Below are 15,588 nucleotides of genomic sequence, written 5' to 3'. Positions count from 1 at the left end.
ACTCTGCGGCAGACGGGAGTGAGGATGGCACGGGGCCGCAACCGGCGCCAGTGGCCGGCGGGTGTTTGTGGGGTCAAAAGCAGGGTATTTACGACAGAACGACCGGCATTTACGCCAGCAGCGCTGGAAGCTGCTTGTTCAGCGCCAGTTTCTCCATCACCGCGGCGCCGGTCAGGGCATAGCCCAGCAGGTTGCCTTGGGCATCGCGACACAGAGCCTTGATGTCGGCGCCCTGCCCTTCGACGCTCCACACGCCTTCGCTGCCCCGTGGCGGTGGTGAAACCACCAGTGGACACACCGGGGTTTTTACGGTGATCGGCATGGCGCCGTAGCTGACCGCAGTCGGGTTGCCGGCCAGGGTTTGCGCCAGGGCGCGGGCGCAGCTCATCAGCGGCATGACGTAGAGCAGGTTCAAGCCATCGACCTCGGCGCAGTCGCCCAAGGCGTAGATATTGGCGTGAGAAGTCTTCAGGTGACGATCGACCACCACGCCGCGATTGACCACCAGGCCAGCCGCGGCGGCCAGGTCAATGCGCGGGCGCAGACCGATGGCCGAGACCACTAGGTCGCAGGCGATCACTTGGCCGTCCGACAGGTGCGCTTCCAAGCCGTCGGCCACCCGTTGCAGGCGATTGAGCACCGGCCCCAGGTGGAAACGTGCGCCGAGGCTTTCCAGCCCCGCCTGTACCGCGGCGGCGGCAGCCGGGTGCAACAGCGTCGGCATGACCTGTTCGCACGGGGCCACCAGTTCTACCTCGTAGCCGCCGAGGATCAGATCGTTGGCGAACTCGCAACCGATCAGGCCGGCGCCGAGCAGCAGCACCCGGCGCTTGCCAGCGGCGGCGGCACGAAAGCGCGCGTAGTCTTCGAGGTCATTAATGGGGAAGATCAGGTCCGCCCCGTCGCCCTGCACCGGCACACGTACGGTTTCAGCGCCCCAGGCCAGGATCAGGTCGCGATAGCTCACCGCCTCTTCGCCGATCCACAGGCGCTTGTGGCCCGGGTCGATGCCGCTGATGCGCGTGTGGGTGCGCACCTCGGCGTTCAGTTGCTCGGCCATGGCGCCGGGTTCGGCCATGCTCAGGCCATCGGCGTCCTTGTTCTTGCCAAAGCCCGTGGAGAGCATCGGCTTGGAGTAGGAGCGGCCATCGTCCGCGGTAATCAGCAGCAACGGGGTTTCGCTGTCGAGCTTGCGAAATTCCCGGGCCAGGTTGTAGCCGGCCAGGCCCGTACCGACGATAACGACAGGTGCGCTCATGTTGCTCTCCGTTTATGAAACGATCAGTTGATTTCGATCATTTCGAAATCCATCTTGCCGACGCCGCAGTCCGGGCACAGCCAGTCTTCGGGTACATCTTCCCAACGGGTGCCGGGCGCGATGCCATCGTCCGGCCAGCCATCAGCTTCGTTGTAGATCAGGCCACAGACGATACATTGCCACTTCTTCATTCCACTACTTCCTCGAGATGTCAGGCTTGGCCGGTATTTTCCGGCTCAGGGCCGTTTTGTACTGATCGGTCGCGACAGATGCAAGCGGCATCGGCGTGACGGCGGGTTGGCTCGGCCAAAATCGCCGACCGGCATGGTAAGCTCGCGACCTCATTTGCTGCCATTCAAGACCCCAGTGCCGCCGACAAATTCGATGTTTCCTACACTTCAATGGCTGCCCCAACACCTGCTGTCGCCCCGCCCGGATGCGTGCGTCATGGATTGGCTGTTTGACGAAGGCTCCCTGACCCGGCGCCTGACAGGCCTGTCGAACGATCACTTCAGCGTGACGCCGCTGTTCGAAGGCTGGCAGCCTTTGCGCGCCGATGAGTGTGCCGCGCTGGACCTCGCCGAGGGCAGCGAGGGTTGGGTGCGCGAAGTGTTTTTGCGCGGCCACGGCGAGCCTTGGGTGTTCGCCCGCAGCGTGGCGGCCCGCAGTGCATTGCAAGGCGACGGCTTGCAGATGGACGAACTGGGCAGCCGCTCGTTGGGCGAGCTGCTGTTTTGTGACCAGGCGTTCCAGCGCCGGGCGATCGAGGTCTGCCACTACCCGAGCGAATGGCTGCCGCCGCAGGTTCGCGCCAGCGCGCTGTGGGGTCGTCGTTCGCGTTTCGATCGAGGCGCATTGAGCGTGCTGGTGGCAGAGGTGTTCCTGCCACGCCTGTGGACGGTCGCCCGCGCCTATTCGGAGAATTGCTGATGTACACGCAACTGCTCAAATCCTTGAACCGCCTCAATCCTCGGGCCTGGGACTTCGTGCAACTGACGCGCATGGACAAGCCCATCGGTATTTATCTACTGCTGTGGCCGACGTTATGGGCGCTGTGGATTGCCGGGGAAGGTTCGCCATCCGCGACCAACATCGTGATCTTCGTGCTCGGCGTGGTGCTGACCCGAGCCGGCGGTTGCGTGATCAACGACTGGGCCGACCGCAAGGTCGACGGTCATGTCAAACGCACCGAGCAACGCCCCTTGGTCAGTGGCAAGATCAGCTCGAAAGAGGCGCTGGTGTTCTTCGCGGTGTTGATGAGCGTAAGTTTCCTGCTGGTGCTGTGCACCAACGCGCCAACGATCCTGCTGTCCCTCGGCGGCCTGGCGCTGGCGTTCAGTTACCCGTTCATGAAGCGCTACACGTATTACCCGCAAGTGGTACTGGGCGCGGCGTTTTCCTGGGGCATGCCGATGGCGTTTACCGCCGAAACCGGTCATTTGCCGGCGGCTGCGTGGCTGCTGTACATCGCCAACCTGCTGTGGACGGTGGGCTATGACACCTACTACGCGATGACCGACCGGGACGATGACCTGAAGATTGGCGTGAAATCCACGGCGATCCTGTTCGGCGATGCCGACCGGGTGATCATCCTGACGTTGCAGGGCCTGGCCTTGGCTTGCCTGCTGTTGGCTGGCGCTCAGTTCAAGCTCGGCGGCTGGTTCCACCTGGGGCTGGTGGCCGCTGCGGCGTGTTTCGCCTGGGAGTTCTGGTACACCCGCGACCGGGATCGGATGCGCTGCTTCAAGGCGTTCCTGCACAACCACTGGGCCGGCTTGGCGATTTTCGTGGGGATTGTGCTGGATTACGGATTGCGCTGAGTCCCCACGCGGCCCCGTGGCGAGGGGATTTATCCCCGCTGGGTTGCGTAGCGACCCCAAAACAGTCAATGAGTTTCGCCTGACACACCAAGGCGACAGATCCGGGGCCGCTTCGCGACCCAGCGGGGATAAATCCCCTCGCCACAGATGATCTGTCGCTACTTTGGCGAAAAACTGTCAGTCGGGCTTGGCAACTTTCCAGGCACCGTCCATCTTGCCGTCGCCGGTCATGTCTCCGGCCTTCTTGTCCATCACGAAGGTGTACAGCGGCATGCCCTCATAGGCCCACTGCATCGAGCCGTCATCGCGCTTGATCACGGTCCAGTCACCCATGGATTTAGCACCTGCCTTGGCCATCAACGGTGGCCAATTAGCCGCACACTTGTCGTTGCACATCGACTTGCCGGCGGAGTCCTTGGCGAAGGTGTAAAGGGTCATGCCCTTGTGGTCGGTGAACATGCCGTCCTTCTCCATCGCAGGATCGGCAGCCATCGCAAATCCAGGCAGGGCCAGGGCAGCAGATATCAGCAGGGTTTTCGAAGAAACAGTCATGCGCGTCATAGGAAACCTTCCTTTGTAGTTGTCAGGATTCGGACTGAAAAGCGTAGTCCAGGATCCCCTTTGCCGCCTCGCACAGAAATTTCTGTCACACGACTGCAATAATTCCGTTATCTAATGCGGCGCAAGACAGTTAAATGACAAGAGGATTACCCCATGGTTGGCAGGAGCATTCTGATCGTCGACGACGAGGCGCCCATCCGCGAGATGATCGCCGTTGCGTTGGAGATGGCCGGCTATGACTGCATGGAAGCAGAGAACTCCCAACAGGCCCACGCCATCATCGTCGACCGCAAGCCCGACCTGATCCTGCTGGACTGGATGCTGCCCGGCACGTCCGGCATCGAGCTGGCGCGGCGCCTCAAGCGCGATGAGCTGACCGGTGATATCCCGATCATCATGCTCACCGCCAAGGGCGAAGAGGACAACAAGATCCAGGGCCTGGAAGTCGGCGCCGACGACTACATCACCAAGCCGTTTTCCCCACGAGAACTGGTGGCGCGCCTGAAGGCCGTGCTGCGTCGCGCCGGGCCGACCGATGGCGAAGCGCCCATCGAAGTCGGCGGCCTGCTGCTCGACCCGATCAGCCACCGCGTGACCATCGACGGCAAGCCTGCCGAGATGGGCCCGACCGAATACCGCCTGCTGCAGTTTTTCATGACCCACCAGGAGCGCGCCTACACCCGTGGGCAGCTGCTGGACCAGGTCTGGGGCGGCAATGTGTATGTCGAGGAGCGCACCGTGGACGTACACATCCGCCGCCTGCGCAAAGCCCTCGGCGATGCCTACGAGAATCTGGTACAAACCGTGCGCGGCACCGGTTATCGTTTTTCGACAAAGGCCTGATCCGAGCCCTTACCGCCCGACAAGCTGACAAGGACGCGCGTCACGTGAATCAAAACTGGCATGGCACCCTGATTCGCCACATGTTGTTGCTGGTTACCGGTTGCCTGTTGATCGGCCTGATCACCGGGTATTACGGCTGGAGCCTGGCCGCGGGCCTTGGGCTCTACCTGGCCTGGACCCTCAAGCAGTTGCTGCGCCTGCACGAGTGGCTGCGCCTGCACCAACCCGACGAAGCCCCGCCCGACGGCTATGGCCTTTGGGGCGAGGTGTTCGACAGCATCTATCACCTGCAACGGCGCGACCAGCGCGTCCGGGGCCGCCTGCAAGCGGTGATCGACCGCGTCCAGGAGTCCACCGCCGCGCTGAAAGACGCGGTGATCATGCTCGACAGCGAAGGCAACCTGGAATGGTGGAACCGCGCCGCCGAAACCCTGCTGGGCCTCAAGACGCCCCAGGACAGCGGCCAACCGGTGACCAACCTGGTGCGCCACCCGCGCTTCAAGGAATATTTCGAGCAGGACAATTACGCCGAGCCCCTGGAAATCCCCTCGCCGACCAACGATCGGCTGCGCATCCAGCTCTACATCACGCGCTACGGCAACAATGAACACTTGATGCTGGTGCGCGACGTGACCCGCATCCATCAGTTGGAACAGATGCGCAAGGATTTCATCGCCAACGTTTCCCATGAATTGCGCACGCCGTTGACGGTAATCTGCGGCTATCTGGAAACCCTGCTCGACAACGTCGAGGAGGTGAATCCCCGTTGGAGCCGGGCCTTGCAGCAGATGCATCAGCAGAGCGGACGCATGCAGACCCTGCTCAACGACCTGCTGTTGCTGGCCAAGCTGGAAGCCACCGACTACCCCTCGGACAACCAGCCAGTGCCCATCGAAGAGCTGCTGCAGACCATCGCCGAAGATGCGCAGGAGCTGTCCGGCCCCAAGCAGCAGGCGATCACGCTTGAAGCCGACCCTGCCGTGCAACTCAAGGGCAGCGAGGCGGAACTGCGCAGCGCGTTTTCCAATTTGGTGTTCAACGCGGTCAAGTACACGCCGGAGCAAGGGCGGATCCATGTTCGCTGGTGGGGCGATGAGCAAGGCGCGCACCTGAGCGTGCGCGATTCCGGCATCGGCATCGACAGCAAGCACTTGCCGCGCTTGACCGAACGGTTCTACCGGGTCGACTCCAGCCGCAACTCCAACACCGGCGGAACCGGCTTGGGATTGGCCATCGTCAAGCACGTTCTGCTACGCCATCGCGGACGCATGGAAATCAGCAGCGTACCCGGCCACGGCAGTACGTTTACCTGCCATTTCGCCCCGGCCCAAGTGGTTCACGGACGACGCTCAAGCCGCGACGAGTGATGCCGACCGGCCGTCCCCTCTAGGCAATCGACCGGTCAGCCGCTACATTGGCTGACTTGTGCCTGCCTTTTCAGGCGCCGATTTCCAACCCTACGAACATACGGAACCCGCAAAACCCCATCATGGACCCTTCCCCTGGCTTGTCCCTCGTTACACTCTTCGCCGAATTCGGCATGATTCTCTTTGCTCTGATCCTGGTCCTGCTCAACGGTTTTTTCGTTGCGGCGGAATTCGCCATGGTCAAGCTGCGCTCGACCCGGGTCGAGGCCATCGCCGAGCAGAACGGCTGGCGCGGACATATCCTGCGCACCGTCCACAGCCAGCTCGACGCCTACCTGTCAGCCTGCCAACTGGGTATCACCCTGGCTTCCCTGGGCCTGGGCTGGGTCGGTGAGCCGGCGTTCGCCCACATCCTCGAACCGTTGCTCGGCGCGGTCGGCGTCCAGTCGCCGGAAGTGATCAAGGGCGTGTCGTTCTTCACCGCGTTCTTCATCATTTCGTACCTGCACATCGTGGTCGGTGAGCTGGCGCCCAAGTCCTGGGCCATCCGCAAACCCGAGCTGCTGTCGCTGTGGACCGCCGTGCCGCTGTACCTGTTCTACTGGGCGATGTACCCGGCGATCTACCTGCTCAACGCCAGCGCCAACGCCATCTTGCGTATTGCCGGCCAAGGCGAGCCCGGCCCGCATCATGAACACCACTACAGCCGCGAGGAACTGAAGCTGATCCTGCACTCCAGCCGTGGCCAGGACCCGAGCGACCAAGGCATGCGCGTGCTGGCCTCCGCCGTGGAGATGGGCGAGTTGGAAGTGGTGGACTGGGCCAACTCCCGGGAAGACCTGGTGACGCTGGAATTCAACGCGCCGCTCAAGGAAATCCTGGCGATGTTCCGCCGCCACAAGTTCAGCCGTTACCCGGTGTACGACAGCGAGCGACAGGAGTTCGTCGGCCTGCTGCACATCAAGGACCTGCTGCTGGAACTGGCCGCCCTGGATCACATTCCCGAGTCGTTCAACCTGGCCGAACTGACCCGGCCGCTGGAACGGGTGTCGCGGCACATGCCGTTGTCGCAATTGCTGGAGCAGTTCCGCAAGGGCGGCTCGCACTTCGCCGTGGTCGAGGAAGCCGACGGCAACATCATCGGCTACCTGACCATGGAAGACGTGCTGGAAGTGCTGGTGGGCGATATCCAGGACGAACACCGCAAGGCCGAACGCGGCATCCTGGCCTACCAGCCGGGCAAGCTGCTGGTACGCGGTGATACGCCGCTGTTCAAGGTCGAGCGCCTGCTGGGGATCGACCTGGATCACATCGAGGCGGAAACCCTGGCCGGGTTGGTCTATGAAACCCTCAAGCGGGTGCCGGAAGAGGAAGAAGTGCTGGAAGTCGAAGGCCTGCGGATCATCATCAAGAAGATGAAAGGGCCGAAGATCATCCTGGCGAAGGTGTTGATGCTCGATTGAGGGTCGACCTGCTTTCCGGCGACACTCTCCTGTGGCGAGGGGATTTATCCCCGCTGGGTCGCGAAGCGACCCCAATAAGATCGAGCACAATCCTCCCGACACACCGAGGTGGCAGATTTTGGGGCCGCTTCGCAGCCCAGCGGGGATAAATCCCCTCGCCACAAAAAGCCCCTCGAATATCCAGTGCTACTGCTTGCCCAACGCAAAGTTGGGCAACTCGCCCACCGGTTGGTTGAACTGGTAGGGAATCGACACCAAACCCAGCCCGGTGTTGCGCTGCACCACGAAGTGCAGGTGCGGGCCGGAGCTGTTGCCGGTGTTGCCCGACAGCGCCAACGGCGTGCCCACCATGACCCGTTGCCCTTCCCTGACGCTCACCGAGCCCTTCTGCAGGTGCAGATAGACGCCCATGGTCCCGTCATCGTGCAGCACGCGCACGAAGTTGCCGGAGGGATCGGTGCCACGCCCGGTCTGCTCGTTCTCGGTCTTGACCACCACGCCACCCCGCGCCGCGATGATCGGCGTGCCTTCGGGCATGGCGATGTCCATGGCGTAGCGGTTCTTCGGACCGTAGTGGCTGTATTGACCGTTGGCGCCCTGGCTCAGCCGAAACGGCCCGCCACGCCACGGCAACGGATATTGATAGGCCTGCGCGGCGCCTGCCGGGTCGCCCAGGGAGTATTCGAACCTTGGGGTATACGCCAGCGGCCTTCCCGGTCGCGTCGCCGTCAGCAGCGCCAGGCGCAGGTTGCTGCGCGCCGGCAGCACCCGACGAATCGGCCGGCTCGGCGCCCCGCTCACGTTACGCAGCCCGGCAAAACTCAGCTCGATCTCCACAGGGGCGTACAGGTCGTTGCGCACGTACACCGCGTCCGCGCCCTTCTGTTTCTGGATGTCGAGGAACACCTGGCGCTCGAGGCGCTCGACCATGCGATCGCGGAACACGAACACCTGCGAACCCTTGCTGGGGCGGTCGCTATAGGAGACCACACCATTGGCATCGGTGGATTTGTAGATGGTCATGGCCAGGGCCGGGGTGGCGGCCAGGACGAGACCACAGGCGAACAGCAACGGCACGAGCATGGGCAAGAATTCTGTCGAAATGAAGGCCTGCAAAGCAGCCTAGCAGCTGGGATGGACCAGCGTAGTCGGCAGATGTTTCAAAATTGGATCAGCGGTCGGTGTTGGAGCTGATGGCCCCATCGTCGGATCGCCGCCCGGAGCAAGCGCGCCCCCACAAGGATCTTCAGCGCTCACTGGATCAACTGTGGGAGCGAGCTTGCTCGCGATAGCGGACTCAAGGGCGCCGCCGAATCAGGCACCCGGTACGAAGTGTTTCTGCGCGGTGCCGCGGGCGATCAGGCGCGAGATGTAGTCGAGTTTCTGCGGATCCTTGTCGACGAAGCGGAAGGTCAGTTGCAGCCATTCGCTGTCCGGCGTCTGCTCGTGGGCGACGATGGCGTGCAGGTAGCCGTTCAGACGAGCGGTCTCGGCGTTGTCGCCCTGCTCCATGTCCAGCACCGAGCTTTCCAGTACTTGTGGCAGGGTGTCGGTGCGCTTGACCACCAGCAGCGCTTCCTTGAGGCTCAGGGCCTTGATCACGCATTGCTGGGTGCCACTGGACAGACGCAACTGGCCTTGCCCACGATTGCTGGTCGGCGCGGACGCGGCAGGTGCCTTGACGGGCGGGCTGTTGAGCAGGCCACGGGCGGCAGCCGGTGCAGGCGCGGCGGCCGGGGCAGCGGGCTTGGCAAACGGGTTCGCGGCTGGCGCTGCGGCGGCGGCCGGAGCGGCCTTGCCACCGGTCAGGGCACTGAGCGAATCGTTGCCAAATGCCGAGTTCATCTTGGTCGGGGCGCTGTTCATCAAGGTGTCGAGCTTGCCCACCTTGTTCAGGGCCTGCTTGACCTTGGTCAGCAATTGTTCGTTGGTGAACGGTTTGCTGACGTAGCCGGAAACGCCGGCCTGGATCGCCTGGACCACGTTTTCCTTGTCACCACGGCTGGTGACCATGACGAACGGCATGCCCTTGAGGTTGTCCTGCTGGCGACACCAGGTCAACAGCTCCAGGCCCGACATCTCTGGCATTTCCCAGTCGCACAGCACCAGGTCGAACGCTTCACGGGCCAGCAGGGCCTGGGCTTTCTTGCCGTTCACCGCGTCTTCGATGCGGATGCCTGGGAAGTAGTTGCGCAGGCACTTCTTCACCAAGTCACGAATGAACGAAGCATCGTCCACGACCAACACACTGACCTTACTCATCCAGATACACCTCTAAAAAATCCCGGCAAGCATACCGCTTTACTGATGGCACATTGCCAAAAACCTTCAGTCACGCCGGGACTTTTCGTTCACGGGGTGCTGCTTTCGATTAAAAAAACCGCAAAAAAAAGCCCGACCAGAAGGCCGGGCGCTTTTCTTGGCAATCTTACTTATCGTCAGTTTCACCGGGAACATTAGCGGTTTCGGACGGGGTGCCCTCCACTTCTTCCTTCATCCGCTTGAGGCCCATGTGCCGCACGTCGGTACCACGCACCAAGTAGATCACCAGTTCCGAGATGTTGCGTGCATGATCGCCGATACGCTCCAGGGAACGCAGCACCCAGATAATGCTCAACACCCGCGAGATGGAGCGTGGATCTTCCATCATGTAGGTCGCCAGCTCACGCAGGGCAGTCTTGTACTCCCGGTCGATGATCTTGTCGTACTGGGCCACCGACAGCGCCAGGTCGGCGTCGAAACGGGCAAAGGCGTCCAGTGCGTCACGAACCATGTTGCGCACCTGGTCACCAATGTGGCGAACCTCGACGTAACCGCGCGGCGCTTCGCCTTCTTCGCACAATTGGATGGCGCGACGGGCGATCTTGGTGGCTTCGTCGCCGATCCGCTCCAGGTCGATCACCGACTTGGAGATGCTGATGATCAGGCGCAGGTCGGAAGCGGCCGGCTGGCGACGGGCCAGGATGCGCAGGCACTCTTCGTCGATGTTGCGTTCCATCTGGTTGATCTGGTCGTCGATCTCGCGCACTTGCTGGGCCAGGCCGGAGTCGGCCTCGATCAGCGCGGTTACCGCGTCGTTGACCTGCTTTTCCACCAGCCCGCCCATGGCCAGCAAGTGACTGCGCACTTCTTCCAGCTCGGCGTTGAACTGTGCGGAAATGTGGTGGGTAAGGCCTTCTTTACTAATCATCTTTGGCGTCCTTGGAGCGTCCGGTAAGGTGCGGCGGACCGCAGCGTAGATTCACAATGAGCAACAACGGCTTCCTAGCCGTAACGACCGGTGATGTAGTCTTCGGTCTGCTTCATTGCCGGATTGGTGAACAGGGTATCGGTGTCGCCGAACTCCACCAGTTTGCCCATGTACATGAACGCGGTGTAGTCGGACACCCGCGCCGCCTGCTGCATGTTGTGGGTCACGATGACGATGGTGAACTTGGACTTGAGCTCGTAGATCAGTTCTTCAACCTTCAGCGTCGAGATCGGGTCGAGGGCCGAGCAGGGTTCGTCGAGCAACAGGACTTCCGGCTCCACGGCGATGGTGCGGGCGATGACCAGGCGTTGCTGCTGGCCGCCGGACAAGCCCAGCGCCGAGTCGTGCAGACGATCCTTGACCTCGTCCCACAGCGCCGCGCCCTTGAGGGCCCATTCCACGGCTTCATCGAGGATGCGCTTCTTGTTGATACCCTGGATGCGCAGGCCGTAGACCACGTTTTCGTAGATGGTCTTCGGGAACGGGTTGGGCTTCTGGAACACCATGCCCACGCGGCGACGCAGCTCGGCGACGTCTTCGCCCTTGCGGTAGATGTTGTTGCCGTAGAGGTTGATTTCACCTTCGACGCGGCAGCCGTCCACCAGGTCGTTCATGCGGTTGAAGGTGCGCAGCAAAGTCGACTTGCCGCAGCCCGACGGGCCGATGAACGCGGTGACGCGTTGTTTCGGGATGTTCAGGCTGACGTCGTACAGCGCCTGCTTCTGACCGTAGAACAGGTTCAGGCCGGGCACTTCGATGGCGACGGTTTCCTGGGCCAGGTCCAGGCTCTGCTTGTCGCGGCCCAGGGCCGACATGTTGATGCCGTGAGTGTGTGCTTCGTGTTGCATGGGAGGCTCCCTGTGCTAACAAATTCGGTTCGGAACGCCTTTTCTGGCGGCCCAATGAAATTCCAGTGAACGCCGATCAGTGTGGGAGCGAGCTTGCTCGCGATGGGGCCATCGAGGCCGCCAGAAGCTTCGCGAGCAAGCTCGCTCCCACAAGGTCCGCGTCGATCATCAACTATCCAGTGCTTTGTATTTCTCGCGCAGGTGGTTACGGATCCACACCGCCGACAGGTTCAAGGTCGCGATCACCAGCACCAGCAGCAGCGCCGTGGCGTAGACCAGCGGCCGGGCTGCCTCGACGTTCGGGCTCTGGAAGCCGACGTCGTAGATGTGGAAGCCCAGGTGCATGATTTTCTGGTCCAGGTGCAGGTACGGATAGTTGCCATCCAGCGGCAGCGACGGCGCCAGTTTCACCACGCCCACCAGCATCAACGGCGCCACTTCACCCGCGGCACGAGCCACGGCGAGGATCATGCCCGTCATCATCGCCGGGCTCGCCATCGGCAGGACGATTTTCCACAGGGTCTCGGCCTTGGTCGCGCCAAGGGCCAGGGAGCCTTCGCGTACGGTCCGAGGAATCCGCGCCAGGCCTTCCTCGGTGGCGACGATCACCACTGGCACCGCCAGCAACGCCAGGGTCAGGGACGCCCAAAGCAGGCCCGGCGTACCGAAGGTCGGCGCCGGCAAGGCTTCGGGGAAGAACAGCCGGTCAACCGAGCCGCCCAGCACGTAGACGAAGAAGCCCAGGCCGAACACGCCGTAGACAATCGCCGGAACGCCCGCGAGGTTGTTCACCGCGATGCGGATCAGTCGGGTCATCGGGCCTTGGCGGGCATATTCACGGAGGTAGACCGCCGCCAGCACACCGAACGGCGTGACGATCATCGCCATGATCAAGGTCATCATCACCGTGCCGAAAATCGCCGGGAAGATGCCACCTTCGGTGTTGGCTTCACGGGGATCGTCGCTGAGGAATTCCCAGACCTTGCTGAAATAGAAACCCATCTTGGTGAACGTGCCCATGCCGTTTGGCTGGTAGGCGTGCACCACTTTGCCGATTTCGATTTCCACTTCTTTGCCGTTGGCATCACGGGCCGTCAGGCTGTCGCGGTTGAACTGCGCATGCAGGTCGGCCAGGCGCGCTTCGATGTCCTTGTAGCGGGCATTGAGTTCAGCGCGTTCACTTTCCAGGTCGGCCTGGGCGGCGGCGTCGAGCTTGCCGTCCAGTTCCAGCTTGCGGCCGTGCAGGCGGATGCGTTCGAGACCGGCGTTGATCGCACCGATGTCGACCTTCTCCAGGGTCTTGAGCTCGTCGGCGAGCTTGTTGACGCGCTCGATACGCGCCTGCAATTGCGGCCAGGCTGCTTCGCCTTCGGCTACGACCTTGCCTTCTTCCTTGACGTTGACCAGGTAGCCGTAGAAATTGCCCCATTCGCGACGCTCGATGGCCATCAGCTCGGGCGGCGTGGTCTGGTTTTTCAGCCAGTCACCGACGATCCAAGTGAAGTCGGTGCCGTTGAGGTCACGGTTGCCGACCTTGACCAGTTCGCGGGTCATGAACTCCGGGCCTTCGTCCGGCACCGGCAGGCCGGCGCTTTTCAGGCGCTCGCGAGGCACTTCTTCTTTCTGCACGACTTCGCCGACGACCAATTGCGCAGGCATGCCCGGCACGGTGTAGCTGGCGTGGATCAGGTCCGCCGGCCAGAAGTGGCCCAGGCCGCGCACGGCAATCACCGCCAGCAGGCCAATGGTCATGATGACCGCGATGGACACCGCGCCGCCGCTGATCCAGACGCCGGGGGCGCCGCTCTTGAACCATCCTTTCAGGGAGTTCTGTTTCACAGACTTCTACCTTTCTTAAAGCGACGAATATTTCTTGCGCAGACGCTGACGGATCAGCTCGGCGAGGGTGTTCATGACGAAGGTGAACAGCAACAGCACCAGGGCCGACAGGAACAGCACGCGGTAATGGCTGCCGCCGACCTCCGACTCAGGCATTTCCACCGCCACGTTGGCCGCCAGGGTGCGCAGGCCTTCGAACAGGTTCATTTCCATGACCGGGGTGTTGCCGGTGGCCATCAGCACGATCATCGTCTCGCCCACCGCGCGGCCCATGCCGATCATCAGCGCCGAGAAGATGCCCGGGCTGGCGGTGAGGATCACCACGCGAGTCATGGTCTGCCACGGCGTGGCACCGAGGGCCAACGAACCCAGGGTCAAGCCGCGCGGCACGCTGAACACGGCGTCTTCGGCAATGGAGTAGATGTTCGGGATCACCGCGAAGCCCATCGCCAGGCCCACCACCAGGGCGTTGCGCTGGTCGTAGGTGATGCCCAGGTCATGGGAGATCCACATGCGCATGTCGCCGCCGAAGAACCAGGCTTCCATGTACGGGCTCATGTACAGCGAGAGCCAGCCCACGAACAGGATCACCGGGATCAGCAAGGCGCTTTCCCAACCGTCCGGCACCTTCAGGCGAATGGACTCCGGCAGGCGGCTGAAGACGAAACCGGCGACCAGGATGCCAATCGGCAGCAACATCAGCAGGCTGAAGATCCCCGGCAGGTGCCCTTCAACGTAGGGCGCCAGGAACAGGCCGGCGAAGAAGCCGAGGATCACCGTCGGCATGGCTTCCATCAGTTCGATGACCGGCTTGACCTTGCGGCGCATGCCCGGTGCCATGAAGTACGCGGTGTAGATCGCGGCGGCAACCGCCAGCGGCGCGGCCAGCAGCATCGCGTAGAACGCGGCTTTCAGGGTGCCGAAGGTCAGCGGTGAAAGGCTCAGCTTGGGTTCGAAGTCAGTGTTGGCAGCCGTCGATTGCCAGACGTACTTGGGCTCGTCGTAGTTTTCGTACCAGACCTTGCTCCACAGCGCGCTCCACGAGACTTCCGGGTGCGGGTTTTCCAGCGTCAGCGGTTGCAGCTTGCCGCCCTGCTCCACGATCAGGCGATTGGCCCGTGGCGACATGCCGAACAGGCCCTGGCCATCGACCACCTGGTCCACCAGCAAGGTGCGGTGGGCGGTGCTGTGGAACACGCCGAGCTTGCCGGCGGCGTCGAGGGCCACGAAACCTTTGCGACGCTCCTCGGCGGTGATTTCAACGATGGGCGTGTTGCCCATCTGGAAGGTACGGATCTGTTTGAAGCGCAGCTCGCCGTCCGGGTCGCGGGCCATGAACCACTGGGCCAGGCCGCCCTTGGAGTCGCCAATGATCAGCGAGATACCGCCCACCAGCTGGGTAGCCGCGGTGACTTGGGCATCGGCGTTCTCGAGCAGCTTGTAGCGACCGTTGAGACTCTTGTCCCGCAGGCTGAACACATCGGCCTGGGCACGCCCGTTGATCACGTACAGCCATTGCTGGCGCGGATCGACGAAGATGTTCTTCACCGGCTCGGTCATTTGCGGCAGATCGATACGCGTCTGCTCGCTGGTGACTTCACCGGTCATCATGTTTTCTTCGCTGGTCAGCGACAGCACTTGCAGTTGAGCACCGCTGGAACCGGCCAGCAACAAGGTCGAATCAGTCGCGTTGAGGCTGACATGTTCCAGCGCAGCGCCCTGCTCGTTCAACGCGATCGGCGTCTCGCCATAAGGATATTCGACGGCAGGCGAGATGGTTTTCTTGCCGTCCGGGTAGGACACCTTATAGGTGTGACGGAACACCAAGGCCTGGCCGTTGGACAGGCCGATCGCCACGAGCGGGCTGCCGGGCTGGTCTTCGCCAATGGACGTCACGCTCGCGCCGGCCGGGATCGGCAGGTCGACGCGGCGCAGTTCGGCGCCACTGGTGATGTCGAAAAACAGCGCCTGGCCCTTGTCGGAAACCCGCATGGCCACCTGGTTCTGCTCTTCGATGGAGATCATCAGCGGTTTGCCGGCATCTTGCATCCAGGCAGGCGTGATCGAATCCTTGGCGGTCAGGTCCGCGCCCTTGAACAGCGGCAGCACCACATAGGCCAGGAAGAAGAAAATCAGGGTAATGGCCGCGAGAACGGCGAGGCCGCCGACCAACACGTACCAGCGGGTCAGGCGATCCTTGAGCGCGCGGATGCGGCGCTTGCGTTGCAGCTCAGGCGTATTGAAGTCAATGCGCTTGGGAGGGGAAGTCGTAGTCATTGTGGAGTTGGCCAGATCATTCATGCGCACACCCTAGCGATCCTGTATGACAGAAAGATGAC

14 protein-coding genes are annotated in these 15,588 nt (G+C 62.4%); 5 read left to right on the top strand and 9 right to left on the bottom strand.

The features are described from left to right. Window positions 1-109: 109 nt before the first annotated feature. Window positions 110-1,258 carry an NAD(P)/FAD-dependent oxidoreductase gene (locus JMN22_RS01060; protein ID WP_198796189.1) on the bottom strand — a complete coding sequence of 383 codons (1,149 nt, stop codon included), beginning with the start codon at window positions 1,256-1,258 and terminating at the stop codon, window positions 110-112. Window positions 1,259-1,281: 23 nt separating this feature from the next. Continuing rightward, window positions 1,282-1,449 carry a rubredoxin gene (locus tag JMN22_RS01055; RefSeq protein ID WP_030138222.1) on the bottom strand — a complete coding sequence of 56 codons (168 nt, stop codon included), beginning with the start codon at window positions 1,447-1,449 and terminating at the stop codon, window positions 1,282-1,284. A gap of 193 nt (window positions 1,450-1,642) precedes the next feature. Here JMN22_RS01055 and JMN22_RS01050 point away from each other — a divergent pair, with 193 nt between their 5' ends. Both JMN22_RS01050 and ubiA read left to right on the top strand, forming a co-directional pair. Next, a complete protein-coding gene (locus JMN22_RS01050) occupies window positions 1,643-2,188 on the top strand; it encodes a chorismate--pyruvate lyase family protein (RefSeq protein ID WP_030138221.1) in 546 nt (181 codons plus the stop codon). Then, on the top strand, window positions 2,188-3,078 hold the full coding sequence (gene ubiA, locus JMN22_RS01045) for a 4-hydroxybenzoate octaprenyltransferase (protein WP_198796188.1): 891 nt from the start codon (window positions 2,188-2,190) through the stop codon (window positions 3,076-3,078). Before JMN22_RS01050 ends, ubiA begins: the two co-directional genes overlap by 1 nt. A gap of 177 nt (window positions 3,079-3,255) precedes the next feature. Here ubiA and JMN22_RS01040 read toward each other — a convergent pair whose 3' ends face one another. After that, window positions 3,256-3,639, bottom strand: a complete 384-nt coding sequence (locus JMN22_RS01040; protein ID WP_198796187.1) for a COG4315 family predicted lipoprotein — start codon at window positions 3,637-3,639, stop codon at window positions 3,256-3,258. A gap of 153 nt (window positions 3,640-3,792) precedes the next feature. Here JMN22_RS01040 and phoB point away from each other — a divergent pair, with 153 nt between their 5' ends. The 3 genes from phoB to JMN22_RS01025 all read left to right on the top strand — a co-directional run bounded on the left by phoB (window position 3,793) and on the right by JMN22_RS01025 (window position 7,312). Further along, the gene (gene phoB / locus JMN22_RS01035; protein ID WP_003177195.1) at window positions 3,793-4,482 is read left to right on the top strand and encodes a phosphate regulon transcriptional regulator PhoB; all 690 of its coding nucleotides are present in this window, start codon (window positions 3,793-3,795) and stop codon (window positions 4,480-4,482) included. 80 nt (window positions 4,483-4,562) lie between these two features. Beyond that, window positions 4,563-5,849 carry a phosphate regulon sensor histidine kinase PhoR gene (phoR, locus tag JMN22_RS01030; RefSeq protein WP_206768472.1) on the top strand — a complete coding sequence of 429 codons (1,287 nt, stop codon included), beginning with the start codon at window positions 4,563-4,565 and terminating at the stop codon, window positions 5,847-5,849. Between the two features lie 122 nt (window positions 5,850-5,971). Then, window positions 5,972-7,312: a hemolysin family protein gene (locus JMN22_RS01025; protein WP_030138217.1), complete on the top strand. Its 1,341-nt coding sequence runs from the start codon at window positions 5,972-5,974 to the stop codon at window positions 7,310-7,312. A gap of 186 nt (window positions 7,313-7,498) precedes the next feature. Here JMN22_RS01025 and JMN22_RS01020 read toward each other — a convergent pair whose 3' ends face one another. The 6 genes from JMN22_RS01020 to JMN22_RS00995 form a co-directional block, all read right to left on the bottom strand. Continuing rightward, window positions 7,499-8,395, bottom strand: coding sequence for a peptidoglycan DD-metalloendopeptidase family protein (locus JMN22_RS01020; protein ID WP_030139135.1), 897 nt, complete (start codon window positions 8,393-8,395; stop codon window positions 7,499-7,501). Window positions 8,396-8,626: 231 nt separating this feature from the next. Next, window positions 8,627-9,574, bottom strand: coding sequence for a response regulator (locus JMN22_RS01015; RefSeq protein WP_198796185.1), 948 nt, complete (start codon window positions 9,572-9,574; stop codon window positions 8,627-8,629). Between the two features lie 166 nt (window positions 9,575-9,740). Then, window positions 9,741-10,502 carry a phosphate signaling complex protein PhoU gene (gene phoU, locus JMN22_RS01010; protein WP_030139132.1) on the bottom strand — a complete coding sequence of 254 codons (762 nt, stop codon included), beginning with the start codon at window positions 10,500-10,502 and terminating at the stop codon, window positions 9,741-9,743. A gap of 74 nt (window positions 10,503-10,576) precedes the next feature. After that, window positions 10,577-11,410, bottom strand: coding sequence for a phosphate ABC transporter ATP-binding protein PstB (gene pstB, locus JMN22_RS01005; protein WP_030139131.1), 834 nt, complete (start codon window positions 11,408-11,410; stop codon window positions 10,577-10,579). Between the two features lie 168 nt (window positions 11,411-11,578). Then, a complete protein-coding gene (pstA, locus tag JMN22_RS01000; RefSeq protein ID WP_030139130.1) occupies window positions 11,579-13,249 on the bottom strand; it encodes a phosphate ABC transporter permease PstA in 1,671 nt (556 codons plus the stop codon). Between the two features lie 15 nt (window positions 13,250-13,264). Next, window positions 13,265-15,298 carry an ABC transporter permease subunit gene (locus JMN22_RS00995; RefSeq protein WP_187293308.1) on the bottom strand — a complete coding sequence of 678 codons (2,034 nt, stop codon included), beginning with the start codon at window positions 15,296-15,298 and terminating at the stop codon, window positions 13,265-13,267. Window positions 15,299-15,588 lie beyond the last annotated feature (290 nt).

Source organism: Pseudomonas sp. HB05 (assembly GCF_016756915.1).
In the GTDB taxonomy this organism is placed as follows: domain Bacteria; phylum Pseudomonadota; class Gammaproteobacteria; order Pseudomonadales; family Pseudomonadaceae; genus Aquipseudomonas; species Aquipseudomonas alvandae.
Note: the sequence above shows the minus strand (reverse complement) of the source record. Positions and strands in the feature narration are given on the sequence as shown.